16 protein-coding genes are annotated in these 16534 nt (G+C 66.1%); 4 read left to right on the top strand and 12 right to left on the bottom strand.

The window, feature by feature from the left end:
• Positions 1-50 precede the first annotated feature (50 nt).
• Entirely contained in the window at positions 51-335 is a 285-nt protein-coding gene (locus C556_RS0117240) for a hypothetical protein (RefSeq protein ID WP_169338639.1), read from the top strand.
• A gap of 64 nt (positions 336-399) precedes the next feature.
• Here the strand turns inward: C556_RS0117240 and C556_RS0117235 are convergent, their stop codons facing one another.
• Positions 400-1572: a glycoside hydrolase family 18 protein gene (locus tag C556_RS0117235; protein WP_018749497.1), complete on the bottom strand. Its 1173-nt coding sequence runs from the start codon at positions 1570-1572 to the stop codon at positions 400-402.
• Positions 1573-1780: 208 nt separating this feature from the next.
• On the opposite strand from C556_RS0117235, the gene C556_RS0117230 reads away from it, so the two are divergent.
• Entirely contained in the window at positions 1781-2674 is an 894-nt protein-coding gene (locus C556_RS0117230; protein WP_018749496.1) for a helix-turn-helix transcriptional regulator, read from the top strand.
• 48 nt (positions 2675-2722) lie between these two features.
• Here C556_RS0117230 and C556_RS0117225 read toward each other — a convergent pair whose 3' ends face one another.
• On the bottom strand, positions 2723-3151 hold the full coding sequence (locus tag C556_RS0117225) for a GNAT family N-acetyltransferase (protein WP_018749495.1): 429 nt from the start codon (positions 3149-3151) through the stop codon (positions 2723-2725).
• Positions 3152-3341: 190 nt separating this feature from the next.
• Here C556_RS0117225 and C556_RS21880 point away from each other — a divergent pair, with 190 nt between their 5' ends.
• Positions 3342-4106 carry an NINE protein gene (locus C556_RS21880; RefSeq protein ID WP_018749494.1) on the top strand — a complete coding sequence of 255 codons (765 nt, stop codon included), beginning with the start codon at positions 3342-3344 and terminating at the stop codon, positions 4104-4106.
• A gap of 70 nt (positions 4107-4176) precedes the next feature.
• On the opposite strand, the gene uvrB is transcribed toward C556_RS21880, so the two are convergent.
• The 7 genes from uvrB to C556_RS0117185 form a co-directional block, all read right to left on the bottom strand.
• On the bottom strand, positions 4177-6195 hold the full coding sequence (gene uvrB, locus C556_RS0117215) for an excinuclease ABC subunit UvrB (protein ID WP_018749493.1): 2019 nt from the start codon (positions 6193-6195) through the stop codon (positions 4177-4179).
• Positions 6196-6328: 133 nt separating this feature from the next.
• Positions 6329-6859, bottom strand: a complete 531-nt coding sequence (locus tag C556_RS20965; protein WP_018749492.1) for a MarR family winged helix-turn-helix transcriptional regulator — start codon at positions 6857-6859, stop codon at positions 6329-6331.
• Between the two features lie 233 nt (positions 6860-7092).
• Complete coding sequence (gene acs, locus C556_RS0117205) at positions 7093-9063, bottom strand: acetate--CoA ligase (protein WP_018749491.1); 1971 nt, start codon at positions 9061-9063, stop codon at positions 7093-7095.
• Between the two features lie 197 nt (positions 9064-9260).
• Entirely contained in the window at positions 9261-9884 is a 624-nt protein-coding gene (locus C556_RS0117200) for a 3'-5' exonuclease (RefSeq protein WP_018749490.1), read from the bottom strand.
• Entirely contained in the window at positions 9884-11689 is a 1806-nt protein-coding gene (locus C556_RS0117195) for a DUF294 nucleotidyltransferase-like domain-containing protein (protein WP_018749489.1), read from the bottom strand. The genes C556_RS0117200 and C556_RS0117195 overlap by 1 nt, the downstream gene beginning before the upstream one ends.
• Positions 11690-11870: 181 nt before the next feature.
• Complete coding sequence (locus C556_RS0117190; protein WP_373279225.1) at positions 11871-13559, bottom strand: cation acetate symporter; 1689 nt, start codon at positions 13557-13559, stop codon at positions 11871-11873.
• Positions 13559-13870: a DUF485 domain-containing protein gene (locus C556_RS0117185; protein WP_018749487.1), complete on the bottom strand. Its 312-nt coding sequence runs from the start codon at positions 13868-13870 to the stop codon at positions 13559-13561. Before C556_RS0117185 ends, C556_RS0117190 begins: the two co-directional genes overlap by 1 nt.
• A 334-nt stretch (positions 13871-14204) precedes the next feature.
• Here C556_RS0117185 and C556_RS0117180 point away from each other — a divergent pair, with 334 nt between their 5' ends.
• The gene (locus C556_RS0117180) at positions 14205-15110 is read left to right on the top strand and encodes a LysR family transcriptional regulator (RefSeq protein WP_018749486.1); all 906 of its coding nucleotides are present in this window, start codon (positions 14205-14207) and stop codon (positions 15108-15110) included.
• Positions 15111-15376: 266 nt separating this feature from the next.
• Here the strand turns inward: C556_RS0117180 and rpmG are convergent, their stop codons facing one another.
• From rpmG to C556_RS20960, 3 genes are all read right to left on the bottom strand, one after another.
• Positions 15377-15532, bottom strand: a complete 156-nt coding sequence (gene rpmG / locus C556_RS0117175; protein WP_018749485.1) for a 50S ribosomal protein L33 — start codon at positions 15530-15532, stop codon at positions 15377-15379.
• A 14-nt stretch (positions 15533-15546) separates the two neighbouring features.
• Positions 15547-15780, bottom strand: a complete 234-nt coding sequence (gene rpmB / locus C556_RS0117170; RefSeq protein ID WP_018749484.1) for a 50S ribosomal protein L28 — start codon at positions 15778-15780, stop codon at positions 15547-15549.
• A 103-nt stretch (positions 15781-15883) separates the two neighbouring features.
• Positions 15884-16534: DNA translocase FtsK (locus tag C556_RS20960; protein WP_018749483.1), on the bottom strand; the 651-nt coding region annotated here is incomplete at its 5' end.

The raw sequence follows: 16534 nt of genomic DNA, 5'->3' as shown, positions 1-16534 counted from the left end.
AGAAATCTATCCTTTGGGGTTGCAAATTGGACTTATTGACGGGCGTCGTCTTGTATGTATTTTTCTCCTTCTTCTGGGGGAGGTTCTTGGGTGGTAAGGCTGGTGTGGTTATGTTGTTTTTTTCTGTGGTGGGCGTTTCTGGATTTATTTTTTCTACTTTGAAGATCCAATTTGCGTGGATTGCTTTTCTGGCCTTCACTCCGATGTTGCTAGCGGCTGGCGTGACGGGCGTGGTGGCGGGGGTTATGTTTAGTAAGGGGGATAAAGTCCTTTTTAAATTGATCGTAGGCCCCCTTGTATTGGCATGGTTGGCATTGATGATTGCAGGTATTTGAGAGGTTTTTTCAGAATGCAAAATGGCAGCAGGGGTGGCCAACGTTGGCCACCCCTATTTACTTGTTACTTCAGGTTGCTTTTCAGCGCCTTCAGCAGACTATGCTCGGCATCGTCCTGGGTCAGTTCCCAGATCATCACGCCGCCCAGCTTGTTGGCCTTCACGTAATCCACCTTCACCTTGAGCGACTGCGGATCGTCGTAGCTCACCAGTTCCTTCAGCTCGGCGTTGTACAGGTACGGCGCGTCGCCGGCCTCCTTGCTGCGGAACGACTTCCAGCCGGGCTGGCCGATCACGTCCTTCTTCGCCAGGTAGTACTGCGCGGTGCCGGCCTCCGGGTACTTGGTCAGGCCGGGGCCCTTGGAGGGCTGGGCCAGGCCGTCGTTGTTGGGGCCGGGCTCGACGTTGCCCTGGCCGCGCGCGTAGAACGGCACGCCCAACACCAGTTGCGACGGCTTGAAGCCCTTGGACATGAAGTACTTCACGCCGGCGTCGCCGTTGAGGATGGCGGCATCCGGCTCGCCCGGGGTGGGGTAGAGCGCGGCGTGCAGGCCGGCGTGGCCGCTCCAGCCGCCGTAGAAGTCGTAGCTCATCAGGTTCACCCAGTCGAGCAATTCGGCGGCGCGCGGCAGGTCGTAGCCGGAAACGCCCCAGCCGCCGGCGGTGTTGGGGATGGCGGCGGTCAGCACGTAGGTGGCCTTGTCCTTCTTGGCCTGGGCGTCGAGCGCGGTGCGCAGCGCCTGCAACAGCTTGATGTAGTTGTCGCGGTCGGCCTCGGAGGCGTCGGCCGCGTAGTCGCCGCCGGTGACCGGGTGTTCCCAGTCCAGGTCCAGGCCCTGGCACTGGTAGTCGCGCATGATGGCCACCGAGGTGGCGGCCAGCTTGTTGCGGGTGGCTTCGGTCTGGGCAACCTTGGCAATGTTGCGCGACAGGGTCCAGCCGCCGATGGCCCACTGGCAGCCCAGCTTGGGGTTCACCTTGCGGGCGTTGGCGAACGCCTTGCGCCAGGCTTCGGCCACGGGCTTCGATTCGTCGGGCACGAAGGCGGTGCCGTCCGGCTGCACGGCGATGAAGGAATACAGCCCCATGTCCAGCTGCGGCAGCACCTCGGCGGCGCGGGCGCGGTCTTCGTCCGATTGCCAGGTGGGCAGGTAGGAAATCAGCTTGGGCGCGGCATGGGCGATGGTACTGGCGCTGAGCAGGGCCAGCGCCAGGGGCAGGGCGCGAACGGTGGTCATGGTCCAACTCCTCTTTGTGTCAGGCGGTGCCTGATTGCTGTCGTGATGGCCTGCGCAGGGCGCGGGCCGGATCGATTCGGCCGGTCCGATGGTCGCGGTGTGGCGCGAGATGGGCCGGGGCGATTCCTCCTAGCGCAAGATAAGCCATTGAATGCGGCGGGCGAATGTCGCAATCTGACCGCTTCGTTTGTCCGGATCGCGCACCGTCATGTCCACCATCTACCAGGAGCTGTTCGAAGCCGGCCCCCAGACGCGGCAACTGGGCGTGGGCGCCCGCATTTTCCATCATCCGCACCTGCGCGCGCTGAGCGATTACGACATCGTGCTGGCGGGGTTTTCCGAGGCGCGGGATCTGCTGCACGTGGAGCGGGTCGGCGCGCCGTTCCATGTGGTGCTGGTCAGTGTGGACGGGGCGGGCGAGGTCATCGACGGCGAATCGCGGCTGCCGGTGGGCGCGGGCCAGCTGGCGGTGCTGCCAGCGCTGGGGCATTCGGGCTTCCGCATGACCGCGGCGCCGTGGCGCTTCGCGTGGTTCCTGCTGAACGATGCGCTGAGCTGGCCCATCGTGGCCGGCGGCGGGGCGCAGGTGCGGCCGGTGCGCGACGCCGAGACGCTGTTCCACGCCGTCGCCGCGCTGTGCCTGGAGGCCCGGCGCGATCACGAGGCGCTGTCGGCCGGCGCGCTGGTGCTGGTGGCGGATCTGCTCAAGCGCATGCTCCACAGCAGCGAGGCGGCCGACGCCCAGGCCGCCAGCCTGCGCGCGCTGTTCGACGACGTGACCCGCGCGCCGGATGCGGATTGGCGCGTGGCCACGCTGGCGGCGCGCCACGGCGTGAGCGCCGCGCATTTTCAGCGGTTGTGCCTGAAGCACCTGGGCCACGCGCCGCAGCAGCTGATCGTGGCGCGACGCATGGCGCGCGCCCGCGAGCTGCTGCTGGCGGGCTGGGGCAACGTCGGCCAGGTGGCGGCCGCCGTCGGCTACCAGGAGATCGCCAGCTTCTCGCGCCGCTTCAGCACTCATTTCGGCATCAATCCCGGCGAACTGCTGCGTCACTTGAAACGCGCGCCGAAGGAACTGCCGTTCGAGGCTGGCGGCCTCTGACGCGGGCAGCGCGCTGCTTGTTTCAATCGATCAGGCCGGGGATGGGTTTCAGGCGATGCGCAGGAACATGCCGGCCCTGTCCGGCGGCAGCGACGGCTGGAAGCCGTAGCGCGCGTAGAAGCCGGGCGTGCCGTGGTCGGCCATCAGGCTGACGTAGGCGGTGGGCGGGGCATGGCGATGGATATGGGCCATCAGCGCGCGCATGATCAGATCGCCGACGCCTTGCTGCTGGTGCGCCGGCAGCACGGCGATGTCGACGATCTCGAAGAAGCAGCCGCCGTCGCCGATGACGCGGCCCAGGCCGATGGGCTGGTCGCCGCGGTAGGCGACCACGCTGTAGAGGCCGTTGCGCAGGCCGATGGCGGCGGCCTGCTCCGATTTGCGGCTGAGGCCGGCGGCCAGCCGGATGGCGATGTAGTGCTCGATGCTGGGGATTTCTTCCCGGATGCGGTATGCGTCTGGCGCGGCGTGGCTCATGGGGCGCGGGGAACGGAAGTCGAGACGAGCGCGAAGGTTAGCACTGGACCCGTCAGATGACTTTTTCCCTATTGCTGATTGACTGGATTTGAAAGCGTTTGCCGGCTGCCCGTAGAATGCCCGAGCCGGCCTCGACGCCGGCACCGCCCGGGCGGTCACGACAAAACACGATCCAAAATCAGGGGAAATCATGGGTAATCTCGTTTTCTGCGGCGGCTGCGGCCGGCAGCAGCCACAGCCGGTACCGGCGCAGTGTCCGTTCTGCGGCGCCAAGCCGGTGGGCGGCAAGCGCTACAAGCAGAAGTCCATTGCCGGTGTGCTGGCGCTGCTGCTCGGCGGCTTCGGTATCCACCGCTTCTATCTCGGCCAGTGGTGGGGCGTGTTCTACCTGCTGTTCTCCTGGACCTTCATCCCAGGGCTGATCTCGCTGGTGGAGGGCATCGTGTTCCTCTGCACCGACGACGAGCGCTGGGACGCGCGCCATAACCAGGGCGCGGTGCCGGGCCAGGGCGACAGCGGCGCGTTGGTGGTGGTGATCGTGGCGGGCCTGCTGGTGGCGGTGGCGATGATCGGCATCCTGGCGGCGATCGCGATCCCGGCGTACGCCGACTATATGCAGCGCGCGCAGATGACCGAGGTGTCGGCCTATGCGCAGCAGGCGACGGTGGCGGTGACGGCGCACTACACCGAGACCGAGCAGATCCCGGCGACGCTGGCGGAGGCGGGGGTGAAGGCGCCGTTACCGCAAGGGCTGGCGGATGCGCGGATCGATCCGGAGAGCGGCGTGATCTCGCTGACCTTCGGCAGCGGCGGCGGCCTGGCCGGCAAGACCCTGCACCTGCTGCCGCAGGAGGACGAGGACGGCGCGATCCAGTGGCTGTGCCGTGGCAAGGGGCTGTCCTACAACATCCTGCCGCGCTGGTGCCGCGGCTCGCCGGACGAAGAGGAAGTCTGACGCGGCGATCGCGGCAAAAACGAGAACGGGCGCCTTCGCGGGCGCCCATTTGGTTTTCGGCGACGGTTGGCTACTGGTGGCCGAAGGCGCGCTCGCGCAATTGCTTGAGCTGGTCGCGCAGGCTGGCGGCCTTTTCGAACTCCAGGTTCTTGGCCGCTTCCATCATTTCCTTCTCGATGCGCTTCAGCTCCTTGGACAACTGCTTTTCGTCCAGCTCGGCCAGTTGCGCCTGGCGCTTGCGTTCGATGCGGGCGGCGGCGGCTTCCTCTTCGTTGTATACGCCGTCGATGATGTCCTTGATGCGCTTGTTGACGCTGCGCGGCTCGATGCCGTGCTCGGCGTTGAACGCCATCTGCTTGTTGCGGCGGCGCTCGGTTTCGCCGATGGCGCGCTCCATGCTGTCGGTGATGCGGTCGGCGTAGAGGATGGCGGTGCCGTTGAGGTTGCGTGCGGCGCGGCCGATGGTCTGGATCAGGCTGCGGGTGCTGCGCAGGAAGCCTTCCTTGTCGGCGTCGAGGATCGCCACCAGCGACACCTCGGGGATGTCCAGACCCTCGCGCAGCAGGTTGATCCCCACCAGCACGTCGAACACGCCCAGCCGCAGATCGCGGATGATCTCGACGCGCTCGACGGTCTCGATGTCGGAGTGCAGGTAGCGCACTTTGACGCCGTGCTCGCTCAGGTACTCGGTCAGCTGCTCGGCCATGCGCTTGGTCAGCGTGGTGATCAGTACCCGCTCGCCGACGGCGCTGCGCTTGGTGATCTCGGACAGCACGTCGTCCACCTGGGTGGCGACCGGGCGCACCTCGACGCGCGGGTCGATCAGGCCGGTGGGGCGCACCAGCTGTTCCACCACCTGCCCCTGGTGCTTGTCCTCGTAGTCGGCCGGGGTGGCGGAGACGAACACGGTCTGCGGCATCATCCGCTCGAATTCCTCGAACTTGAGCGGGCGGTTGTCCAGCGCGCTGGGCAGGCGGAAGCCGTAGTCGACCAGGTTTTCCTTGCGCGAGCGGTCGCCCTTATACATCGCGCCGATCTGGCCGATCATCACGTGCGATTCGTCCAGGAACATCAGCGTGTTCTTGGGCAGGTAGTCGATCAGCGTCGGCGGGGCCTCGCCGGGCTTCTTGCCGGAGAAGTGGCGCGAGTAGTTCTCGATGCCCTTGCAGAAGCCCATCTCGTTGAGCATCTCCAGGTCGAAGCGGGTGCGCTGCTCCAGCCGCTGCGCCTCGACCAGCTTCTGTTCCCTGTTGAAGAACTCCAGCCGGGTGCGCAGTTCGTCCTTGATGGTTTCCACCGCGCGCAGCACGGTGTCGCGCGGGGTGACGTAGTGGCTGGACGGGAACACGGTGTAGCGGCCGACGCGCTGCTTGATGTGGCCGGTCAGCGGGTCGAACAGGCTGAGCTTTTCCACTTCGTCGTCGAACAGGTCGATGCGCAGCGCCAGCTCGGCGTTTTCCGCCGGGAACACGTCGATCACGTCGCCGCGCACGCGGAAGGTGCCGCGGCCGAAATCCATTTCGTTGCGGTCGTACTGCATGGCGGAAAGGCGGCGGATGATGTCGCGCTGGCTGTGGGTCTCGCCTTCCTTCAGATGCAGGATCATCTGGTGGTATTCGGTGGGATCGCCGATACCGTAGATCGCCGACACGGTGGCGACGATCACGCAGTCGGAGCGTTCCAGCATGGCCTTGGTGGCCGACAGCCGCATCTGCTCGATGTGCTCGTTGATCGACGAATCCTTTTCGATGAACAGGTCGCGGCTGGGGACGTAGGCTTCGGGCTGGTAGTAGTCGTAGTAGCTGACGAAGTATTCGACGGCGTTCTCGGGGAAGAACTCGCGGAACTCGGCGTAGAGCTGCGCCGCCAGGGTCTTGTTTGGCGCCATCACGATGGCCGGGCGACCGGACCGGGCGATCACGTTGGCCATGGTGTAGGTCTTGCCCGAGCCGGTGACGCCCAGCAGGGTCTGGAATTTCAGGCCGTCCTCCAGCCCTTCGATCAGGCCGTCGATGGCGGTCGGCTGGTCGCCGGCGGGCGGGAACGGCTGGAACAGCTTGTAGGGCGAGCCGGGAAATTCGACGTACATGGGCACCTCGGAACCTGTGGGCGGGCGTTGCCCGGCGGCGACCGCCAGGACGGCGGCGCGGCAATCCATGTGTATGGCGGCGGCACGCCGGAAAAACAAGTCCCCGGCTTGCCCAGCGCGGCGAACGGCCGGGTCAGTCCTCGGCCTGGTCGTCCAGCAGGGTGGCCAGCGGCGTCTGCGCGGCGGGGTGCTCGTGGTCCAGCCACGGCTCCAGCCGGTTCACCACGGCGGCGAGCGCGGTATCGAGCTGGTGCAGTTCATCCTGCGGCATGGTCAGCAGCAGCTCCTGCAACACGCCACGCGCCGGGCCGGGGGTTTCCGCCAGCGCGGCCTTGCCGGCTTCGGTCAGTTGCAGCCGGGTCAGGCGGCGGTCCTGTTCGCCCTTCACCCGCTGCACCAGGCCGCGTCGCACCAGCTTTTCCAGCTGGTTGCTGGCGGTGGACTGGTGGATGGCCTGGCGTTGCGCCACCTGGCCGAGCGTGAGGCCGGGGTCGGCGGCCACTTCGCGCAGGAACCAGAGCTGGGCACCGGAAAGGCCGGTCTGCTTGTGCATGCTGCGGTATTGGCCTTGCATGGCGGCGACGATGACGCGGAAGTGCTGGATGACGGCGAGGGCGCTGCCTTCGGTTGCGACGGGGGAATCGGGGGTTGGCTGGAGGTCCATGGTCGTGCGGCACCGATAAAAAAGAACGCGGCACTGGGCCGCGCGCAAGGGGTTGCGCAAATCCAGGCGCCCGCTGCGCGGGAGCGGAAATGCCGGGTCATCCTAGCAATGCGGGTCTATTTGCGCAAATCCATGGGCGTGGTGGCTGTGGCGTGCGCGCCGCAGTACAAACCGGGCAAAAAAAGGCCCGCCTTGTGGGCGGGCCGAATGTACTGCCGTGATCTTGATCGGGATTACAGCGCGCTGTGGCGCAGTTGATCCAGGATGGCGGGGTTTTCCAGGGTGGAGGTGTCCTGGGTGACTTCCTCGCCCTTGGCGATGACGCGCAGCAGGCGGCGCATGATCTTGCCGGAGCGGGTCTTGGGCAGGTTGTCGCCGAAGCGGATCTCGTCCGGCTGGGCGATCTTGCCGATCTCGTGCGCCACCCACTCGCGCAGTTCCTTGGCGATCTGCGTGGCCTTCTCGCCCTCGGGGCGGTTGGCCTTGAGTACCACGAACGCCACCACGGCCTCGCCCTTGATCTCGTGCGGCTTGCCGACGACGGCGGCCTCGGCCACCAGCGGGTTGGCCACGAGCGCGGATTCGATTTCCATGGTGCCCAGGCGGTGGCCCGAAACGTTCAGCACGTCGTCGATGCGGCCCATGATCCAGATGTAGCCGTTCTCGTCGAAGTGGGCGGAGTCGCCGGCCAGGTAGAGCTTGCCGTTGAAGTCGTCCGGGAAGTAGGTCTTCTTGAAGCGGTCCGGGTCGTTCCAGATGGTGCGAACCATCGACGGCCACGGCTTCTTCACCACCAGGAAGCCGCCCTTGCCCGGCTCGACCGGGGCGCCGGCTTCATCGACCACGTCGGCGATGATGCCGGGCAGCGGCAGGGTGCACGAGCCGGGCTTGGTCGCCACGGCGCCCGGCAGCGGGGCGATCATGTTGGCGCCGGTCTCGGTCTGCCACCAGGTATCGACGATGGGGCAGCGGCCGCCGCCGACCACTTCGTGGTACCAGATCCAGGCTTCGGGGTTGATCGGCTCGCCCACGGTGCCCAGCAGGCGCAGGCTGGACAGGTTGTATTGCTTGGGCAGGTCGCCGCCCAGCTTGATCAGCGAGCGGATGGCGGTCGGCGCGGTGTAGAAGGTGGTGACGCCGTGCTTTTCGATCATCTGCCAGAAGCGGCCGGCATCCGGGTAGGTGGGCACGCCCTCGAACACCACCTGGGTGGCGCCGATGCCCAGCGGGCCGTAGCACACGTAGCTGTGGCCGGTGATCCAGCCCACGTCGGCGGTGCACCAGTAGACGTCGGTTTCCTTGTAGTCGAACACCCATTTCATGCTGACCAGGGTGCCGAGCAGGTAGCCGCCGCTGCTGTGCTGGATACCCTTGGGCTTGCCGGTGGAGCCGGAGGTATACAGGATGAACAGCGGGTCTTCCGCGCTCATCCATTCGGGTTCGCATTCGCTGGCCTGGCCCTTGACCAGGTTGTGCCACCACAGGTCGCGGGCGTCGTCCCACAGTTCGCACTTGTTGCTGGTGCGCTGGTACACCACCACTTTTTCGATGGAGTCGCAGCCGCCCAGGCCCAGGGCTTCGTCGGTCACGGCCTTGAGCGGCACGGCCTTGCCGCCGCGCACCGATTCGTTGGCGGTGATCACCACCTTGGCGGCAGCATCGGCGATGCGGTCGCGCAGCGCGCCGGCGGAGAAGCCGCCGAACACCACCGAGTGGATGGCGCCGATGCGGGCGCTGGCCTGCATCGCCACCACGGCTTCGATGCCGTGCGGCATGTAGATCACCACGCGGTCGCCCTTCTGCACGTCCAGGCTCTTCAGGCCGTTGGCGAACTGGCAGACGCGCTGGTGCAGCTCACGGTAGGTCACCTTGGTGACGGTGCCGTCGTCGGCTTCGAAAATGATCGCGACCTTGTTGCCGCGGGTTTCCAGGTGACGATCCAGACAGTTGTAGGAGACGTTGAGCACGCCATCCTCGAACCACTTGAAGAAGGGGGCGTTGCTGCTGTCCAGCACCTTGCCGAACGGCTTCTTCCAGGTGATCAGTTCGCGGGCGAGGTCGCCCCAGAAGCCTTCGTAGTCGTTGTTGGCTTGTTCGCACAGGGCGTTGTAGCCCTCCATGCCCGAGACGTTGGCTTTGACGCGGAAATCGTCGCTCGGCGGGAAAAGGCGGTTTTCCTTGAGGACGGAATCGATGCTGCTCATGCGTGCTCCTTGTGGTCGGTTCTGGCCGGTCGGCACCGGGAGAGAAACGGAAGACGGGCTGGACCCGTGCAGGTGGACGCTAATGTAAAACCCCGATATCGCCGAATCCAATCGTGTTTTTTGATGTGCCGAATCAATTACGCTGATATTGCGCTGCAATATGGATGTCGGCCGGTGTCAGCGCGGTTTCCGATGCTTCAGTCGGCCTTCACCGGCTGCTGCGTCAGCTTCAGGTAGATCATCGCCGCCATCAGTGCGTCGTTCACCGGATCATGCCGGCCCAGGTCGGGCAATTGCAGCCCGCGCAGCATGGCGCCCAGCGACAGGTCGACTTCGGGTCGGTAGGCGCTGACGTGGCGGTCGTAGTAGATCGACGACACCTCGATGCGGCGGTTGGGCAGGCCGATGCCCAGCCAGGGCCGCAGCAGGCGGTCGATCACCGCCAGGTCGAATTCCAGGTAGTAGCCGATCAGCGGGCGCGGGCCGATGAAGCGCAGCAGCCGTTCCAGCGCCACGCGCGCTGCCAGGCCGCCGACCGCATCCTGGCGGCGGATGGCGTGGATGGCGATGCCGGCGCGGTCGATGTCGCCTTCGGGCTGCACCGGCAACACCAGCCGCTCGGACGACAGGATGCGCCGGCCGCGCACCCGCACCGCGGCGATGGCCAGCAGCTCGGCGCGGCGCGGGTCCAGGCTGGTGGTCTCGCAGTCGAGGCTGACGTATTCGTCGGGCGGCTCCTCGTCGAACAGGAAGGCGTAGTCGGGGTCGCGTAACTGGCGGCGGTGCCAGTCCCGGCGCAGGGTGTCGAACAGGGCGCGCATCACAGCGTATCCAGCTGGAAGTGGTGGCGCAGGTGTGCGCGGAAGCGCTTGACCACCGCCAGCGTGTCCTTGAGCAGGTCGCCCTCCAGCGTGGTCAATTCGCCCGGCGCGATGCGGTAGTCGATCGGTTTGCCATCCTGGGCCTGCGCCAGGGCGTGCTTGAGGTGCAGCGCCTGCAGGAAGGCCAGCGCCTCGGCCAGGTCGCGCGCCTGTTGTTTGTCGAGGTGGCCGCCGCGCGCCAGCGCGTCCAGCCGGCGATAGGTGTTGGCGCCGATGATGCCGGCTTCCAGCGCCAGGCTGCGGGCGCCATGCACGATGACGAAGATGCCGCTTTTCTTCAGGTCCAGCGTGTCGCGGGCGTCGCCGCCCCACAGCTGCGCCAGCAGCGGGCGCGGCGCGTCGAAGTGCTGTTCCACCGGCAGGGCGAAGCGCGCCAGCAGCCCGGCATCCTGCGCAAACCAGCGGGTGAAATGGGTGCGCACCTGTTCGTAGAGGTCGCTGCGGCCGGCGATGGGGGTGGCGTCCTGCCAGATCGCCAGGTTCATGGCGTTCTCGCCGTCGGGGTGGTCCATCCATTGTTCGAGCTGGCGCTTGAACGGGGCGATCTCCTGGCGCCAGCGCGGGTTGCTCAGCATCACGCCGCCGGGGCAGGGCGGGTAGCCGAACTCGACCAGCAGCTCGTTGAAACGGGCGGCGGCGGCCGGCAGCTCGGGATGGCGGTAGCCGTCCTCGACCAGCAGCGCGTTGTCCTGGTCGGTCTTCATGATCTGCTCGCCGCGTCCTTCGGAGCCGAGCAGCAGCAGGCAGACGTGCGCCAGCGCGTCGGGCGGCGCCACCATGGCGAACAGCCGCGCCAGCAGCTTGTGGTGCAGTTCGGACACCAGTTCGGCGATCAGCGTCACCTTGACGCCCTGGCCGTGCAGCAGCGACACCATGCGTTCCATGTCGCGCGCGGCCTGGCGCAATTCGTCCAGGGTGCCGGCGCGCTCGATCTGCGCCGCCACCAGGTGCGAATGGTTGGAGAGGAAGGCGAGCAGGTCCACCTGCTCCAGCACGCCGACCACTTCGCCCTCGCGGGTGACCACCACGCGCTGGATGCCGTGGTGGGTCATGGTCAGCATCGCCTGGTAGAGGAAGTCGTCCTCCTCCACGCCGTGCAGCACGTAGCGCGCGTGCTCGGCCACCGGGGCGCTGCGGGCGTCGATGCCGTCGATCACGGTATTGCGCAGGTCGCTCTGGGTGAAGATGCCGCTGCCGGCTTCGCCGCGCACCAGCACCGAGGTCACGTGGTACTGGCGCATGGTGCGGGCGGCGTCCAGCACGGTGGCGCCGTGCTCCAGCCAGTGCGGCTCGCCCACCGGCGCCTGCCGCACCCGCGCCATCCACAGCGATTGCAGTTCGCGCTGGAGCGGCCGATGCGCCAGGAAGGCCAGGCGCTTGGCGACGTCCTGGTAGAAATAGGCGCCGAACAGCGGGTTGCGTCGTGTCAGCGCCAGCACGGTGTCGCGCGGGATGCGGAACACGATGCTGTCCTCGTGCGCCAGCAGGCGGCTGGTGCCGCGCCCGGCGACCAGCGCGCGGGTGTCGAACGGCGCGCCGGCGCGGTAGACGGCGGGATCGTCGACGCCGGCCTCGATCACGCAGCCCTTCATCGTCACGTAGAGCGCGTCCACCTCCTGGTCCTGGCCGATCACCGTCTCGCCGACGGCGAAGTATTCCAGGTCCATCGTCGCCTCCAGCTCGACGCGTTCGGTGTCGGTGAGGCAATCGAAGGGCGGGCGGCTGAAGTCGAAGGGAGCGGGCATCGCGTCGTCTTGGTTGGTTGATCCGGAGCGGCATCCGGCGTGCCGCACCTAGCGCAAACGCCCCGCGCGGGCGGGGCGTTGCCGAAGCTTGTCACGAAGCGGTCCGCCATGGATGGCCGGCCAGAGGTGGCCGGCCATCCCGCCCGCCGCGGACTTGCGACAGGGCGGGGCGGCTGGGCGCTCAGTGCTTGGAGGCTCCTTCCGCGCCGATGCCGGTCATCGAGCGCACGAACTGCGGCAGGAACAGCGCGCGTTCCTTGGCGGCTGAGGCGCTGTTGTCCAGCGACGAGACGATCCAGACCGCCAGGAACGCCAGCGGCATCGAGAAGATCGACGGGTTCTCGTAGGGGAAGATCGCCTGGGCGTGGCCCAGCGTCTTCACCCACACCGCCGGTCCGAGCACGATCATCACCACCGCGCTGAGCAGGCCGACCAGCCCGCCCACCACGGCGCCGCGCGTGGTCAGGCCCTTCCAGAACATCGACAGGAACAGCACCGGGAAGTTGGCCGACGCGGCGATGGCGAACGCCAGGCCCACCATGAACGCCACGTTCTGGTTCTCGAACAGGATGCCCAGCAGGATGGCCACGATGCCCAGCGCCACGGTGGCCATCTTGGACACGCGGATCTCCTTGGCCTCGGTGGCGCGGCCCTTGGCGAATACGCTGGCGTACAGATCGTGCGACACGGCGGAGGCGCCCGACAGCGCCAGGCCCGACACCACCGCCAGGATGGTGGCGAACGCCACGGCGGAGATGAAGCCGAGGAAGAAGTCGCCGCCGACCGCGTTGGCCAGGTGCACCGCCGCCATGTTGGCGCCGCCGATCAGCTGCGACACCGGCTGGCCGTCCTTGACGATGGTCTCGGTGAACTCGGGCTTGCCCAGCACCAGCATGATCGCGCCGAAGCCGATGATGAAGGTGAGGATGTAGAAGTAGCCGATGAAGCCGGTGGCCACGAACACCGATTTACGCGCCTCCTTGGCGTCCTTCACCGTGAAGAAGCGCATCAGGATGTGCGGCAGGCCGGCGGTACCGAACATCAGGCCCACCCCCAGCGAGATCGCGTCGATCGGGTTGGACACCATGCCGCCCGGGCTCATGATCGCCAGGCCCTTGGGGTGAGTGGCGACGGCGGTCTGGAACATGGTTTCGAAGCTGAAGCCGCTGGTCGCCAGCACCATGATCGCCATGAAGGTGGCGCCGCACAGCAGCATCACCGCCTTGATGATCTGCACCCAGGTGGTGGCCAGCATGCCGCCGAAGGTCACGTACAGCACCATCAGGATGCCGACCAGCACCACCGCCGACAGATAGCTCATGCCGAACAGCAGCTGGATCAGCTTGCCCGCGCCCACCATCTGCGCGATCAGGTACAGCGCCACGGTACACAGCGTGCCGACGGCGGCGAAGGTGCGCACCGGCGTCTGCGACAGGCGATACGACGCCACGTCGGCGAAGGTGAACTTGCCCAGGTTGCGCAGGCGCTCGGCCACCAGGAAGGTGATGATCGGCCAGCCGACCAGGAAGCCGATCGAGTAGATCAGCCCGTCGTAGCCGCTGGTCATCACCAGGGCGGAAATCCCCAGGAACGACGCGGCGGACATGTAGTCCCCGGCGATCGCCAGCCCGTTCTGGAAGCCGGAGATGCCGCCGCCGGCGGCATAGAAGTCCTTGGCGGAGCGGGTGCGGCGCGCGGCCCAGTAGGTGATGCCCAGGGTGAACGCCACGAACACGAAGAACATGATGATCGCGTGCCAGTTCAGGTCACGCTGCTTGACGTCGCCGGTGATGGCTTCGGCCGCCCAGGTGGGCAGGCTGGCGACGAGGCCGGCCGCGAGCAGCGCGGCACGGGTGGTGAACGAACGCATCATTGACGGACCTCCTCGACCAGCTCGCGGGTCAGTTGATCGAATTCGGTATTGGCGCGACGCACGTAGATACCGGTGATGACGAAAGCGGAGAGGATGACCAGGATGCCGACCGGGATGCCGACGGTGGTCACGCTGCCGGCGCTGATCGGCGTGCCGAAGGTGGCCGGCGAGAACGCCAGCACCAGGACAAAGCCGTAATAGATCACCAGCATGATGATCGACAGCGTCCAGCCCAGCCTGGAGCGCTTGTGAACCAATTCCGTGAATTTGGGGTTGCTCTGGATTCGCTGGAGCAGTGTTTCGTCCATGCTTGACTCCTGAAGGGGGTGAACGGCGACCGGCTGCCCGGTTCGTGGAGCACTGTAAGCACCCTGCCCGGACCAGCGCCAATTGCAATTTCTGATGTTGCGAATCAGCATTTCTGATGTTGCGTTGCATCAGTCTTACCCATCAGGGCGAAATTAGCATTTCGCGACTACATTCCCCGTGCACCACGCGGCGACAATGCCGATCAAATGGGGGGATAATCCAAGGATGGTCCGGTTTGTCACGGCGGCCCCGGCAGCAGGGGCGGCGCGGCAAGGCGGGCGTCGCCGCGCACAGCGGTAACGCGGTCGCTCACAGACCCGGAACAGGCTTCGGATGGAAATCTATCAATTACGTACTTTCGTGGCGGTGGCGCAACAGGGCCACCTGACCCAGGCCGCGGAACTGCTGCATCTGTCGCAACCCGCGGTCACGGCGCAGATCAAGGCGCTGGAGGAAGAACTGGGCAGTTCGCTGTTCGAACGCTATCCGGGCGGGGTGCAGTTGACCGAGGCCGGCAAAATCCTGCTGCCCGAGGCCGAGAACATCCTGGCGTTGTCGCGCGGCATGCTGCAACGCGCGCGCGGGCTGGTCGGCGAGCCCAAGGGCAAGGTGCGCATCGGCACCATCGGCGTGCCGTCGCGCCTCAGATTGGGGCCGTGGCTGGCGCTGTTGCGTAGTCGTCATCCGCTGATTTCAGTCCAGACCCAGCACGCGATCTCCGGCGTGGTGCTGAACGAAGTCCGCAAGAAAGGTCTGGACGGCGGCTTCTACCTGGGGCGCAACCCCTACCAGAACGTCAACAACATGGTGCTGTCGGAGTTCGGTTTCTGCATCGCCATGCCGCCCGAATGGGCCGCGCAGGCGCAGGATGGCGACTGGCGCACGCTGGGGCAGATGCCGTGGCTGGGCCTGTCGCAGTTCACCAGCCTGGCGACCATCACCCAGGAGCTATGGCGCGAGAAGAACATCTCGCCGCGCCGGGTGGGCGAGTTCGACGAAGAGGCCACCCTGGTCGAACTGGTGCGCGCCGGTCTGGGCATGGCGATCCTGGCCGAGCGTACCGCGCGCCGCTTTACCGCCGATGGCTCGATCGCGCTGTGGCGGGGCGGCGAGGTGGCGATCTCGGCGCCGTTGCAGTTCATCTATTCGGCCGACCGCGAGGAAGACCCGATGCTGATGCTGCTGCGCGACGGTCTGCGCGAAGTGTGGGCGGTGGACGACAGCGACGGCAGGGGATAGGCGGCGGGCATTCCGTTGGCGTTGCCTTGGAACCCCCACACCTTGAACCACAGAGGGCACAGAGATACACGGAGGAAACCAAAACGAGAGGGCAAATCCACCGGCCAATGGTTTGCTTTCCTCTGTGCAACTCTGTGTTCTCACCGTTCTCCGTGGTTCAAGGTGTGGGTTTTGCCCCGCTACAACCTCGGCAGCGCCAAACAAAAAACCCCGCGTAGGCGGGGTTCTTCGTTGCGAGCACTGAAGCCAGGGAAGGCAAGCTCAGATTACTTGAGCTTGGTTTCCTTATACATCACGTGCTTGCGGACAACCGGATCGAACTTCTTGATTTCCATCTTTTCCGGCTTGGTCCGCTTGTTCTTGGTCGTGGTGTAGAAGTGACCAGTACCGGCGGAGGATTCGAGCTTGATCTTTTCACGCATGGTCGTTGCCTCGATTACAGTTCGCCGCGGGCGCGCAGATCGGCCAGCACGACTTCGATACCCACCTTGTCGATGGTACGCAGGGCGGCGTTGGATACACGCAGACGCACCCAGCGGTTTTCGCTCTCAACCCAGAAACGACGGGATTGCAGGTTCGGGAGGAAGCGACGCTTGGTCTTGTTGTTGGCGTGGGAAACGTTGTTCCCGGTCACCGGGCGCTTGCCGGTGACTTTGCATACTCGTGCCATGGTTGGAATGTTCCCTGACTTCTGGAAAAACCGAGTTTATAGCATGAACTCGTGACGGCGTTCAAGGTGTCGCATCACCCGCCGTGGCGCGCGCGCATCGCCGTCAATCGGCCGGCGGCACCAGCACCGTGCGATTGCCGTTGGTTTCCATCGGGCTCACCAGACCGGCGGTTTCCATCTGCTCGATCAGCCGCGCGGCGCGGTTGTAGCCGATGCGCAGCTGGCGCTGCACCGACGAGATCGACGCCTTGCGGCTCTTGATGACGAACGCCACTGCTTCGTCGTACAGCGCATCGCCTTCCGGGTCGCCGCTGCCGCCGCCTTCCCACGGCGCACCGCCCCCGCCGCCGCCCGCGGCGGCCTCGGCCTCGAAGCCGCCGTTGAGGATACCGTCGATGTAATTCGGCTCGGCGGTGGTCTTCAGGTATTCGGCCACCTTGTGCACTTCGTCGTCGGCGCAGAACGCGCCGTGCACCCGTTGCGGGTAGCCGGTGCCCGGCGGCAGAAACAGCATGTCGCCCTGGCCCAGCAGCGCCTCGGCGCCCATCTGGTCCAGGATGGTGCGGCTGTCCACCTTGCTCGATACCTGGAACGCGATCCGCGTCGGGATGTTGGCCTTGATCAGCCCGGTGATCACGTCCACCGACGGGCGCTGGGTGGCCAGGATCAGGTGGATGCCGGCGGCGCGCGCCTTCTGCGCCAGCCGCGCGATCAGCTCCTCGATCTTCTTGCCGGCCACCATCATCAGGTCGGC

Source organism: Chitiniphilus shinanonensis DSM 23277, assembly GCF_000374805.1.
Taxonomy (GTDB): domain Bacteria; phylum Pseudomonadota; class Gammaproteobacteria; order Burkholderiales; family Chitinibacteraceae; genus Chitiniphilus; species Chitiniphilus shinanonensis.
Note: the sequence above shows the minus strand (reverse complement) of the source record. Positions and strands in the feature narration are given on the sequence as shown.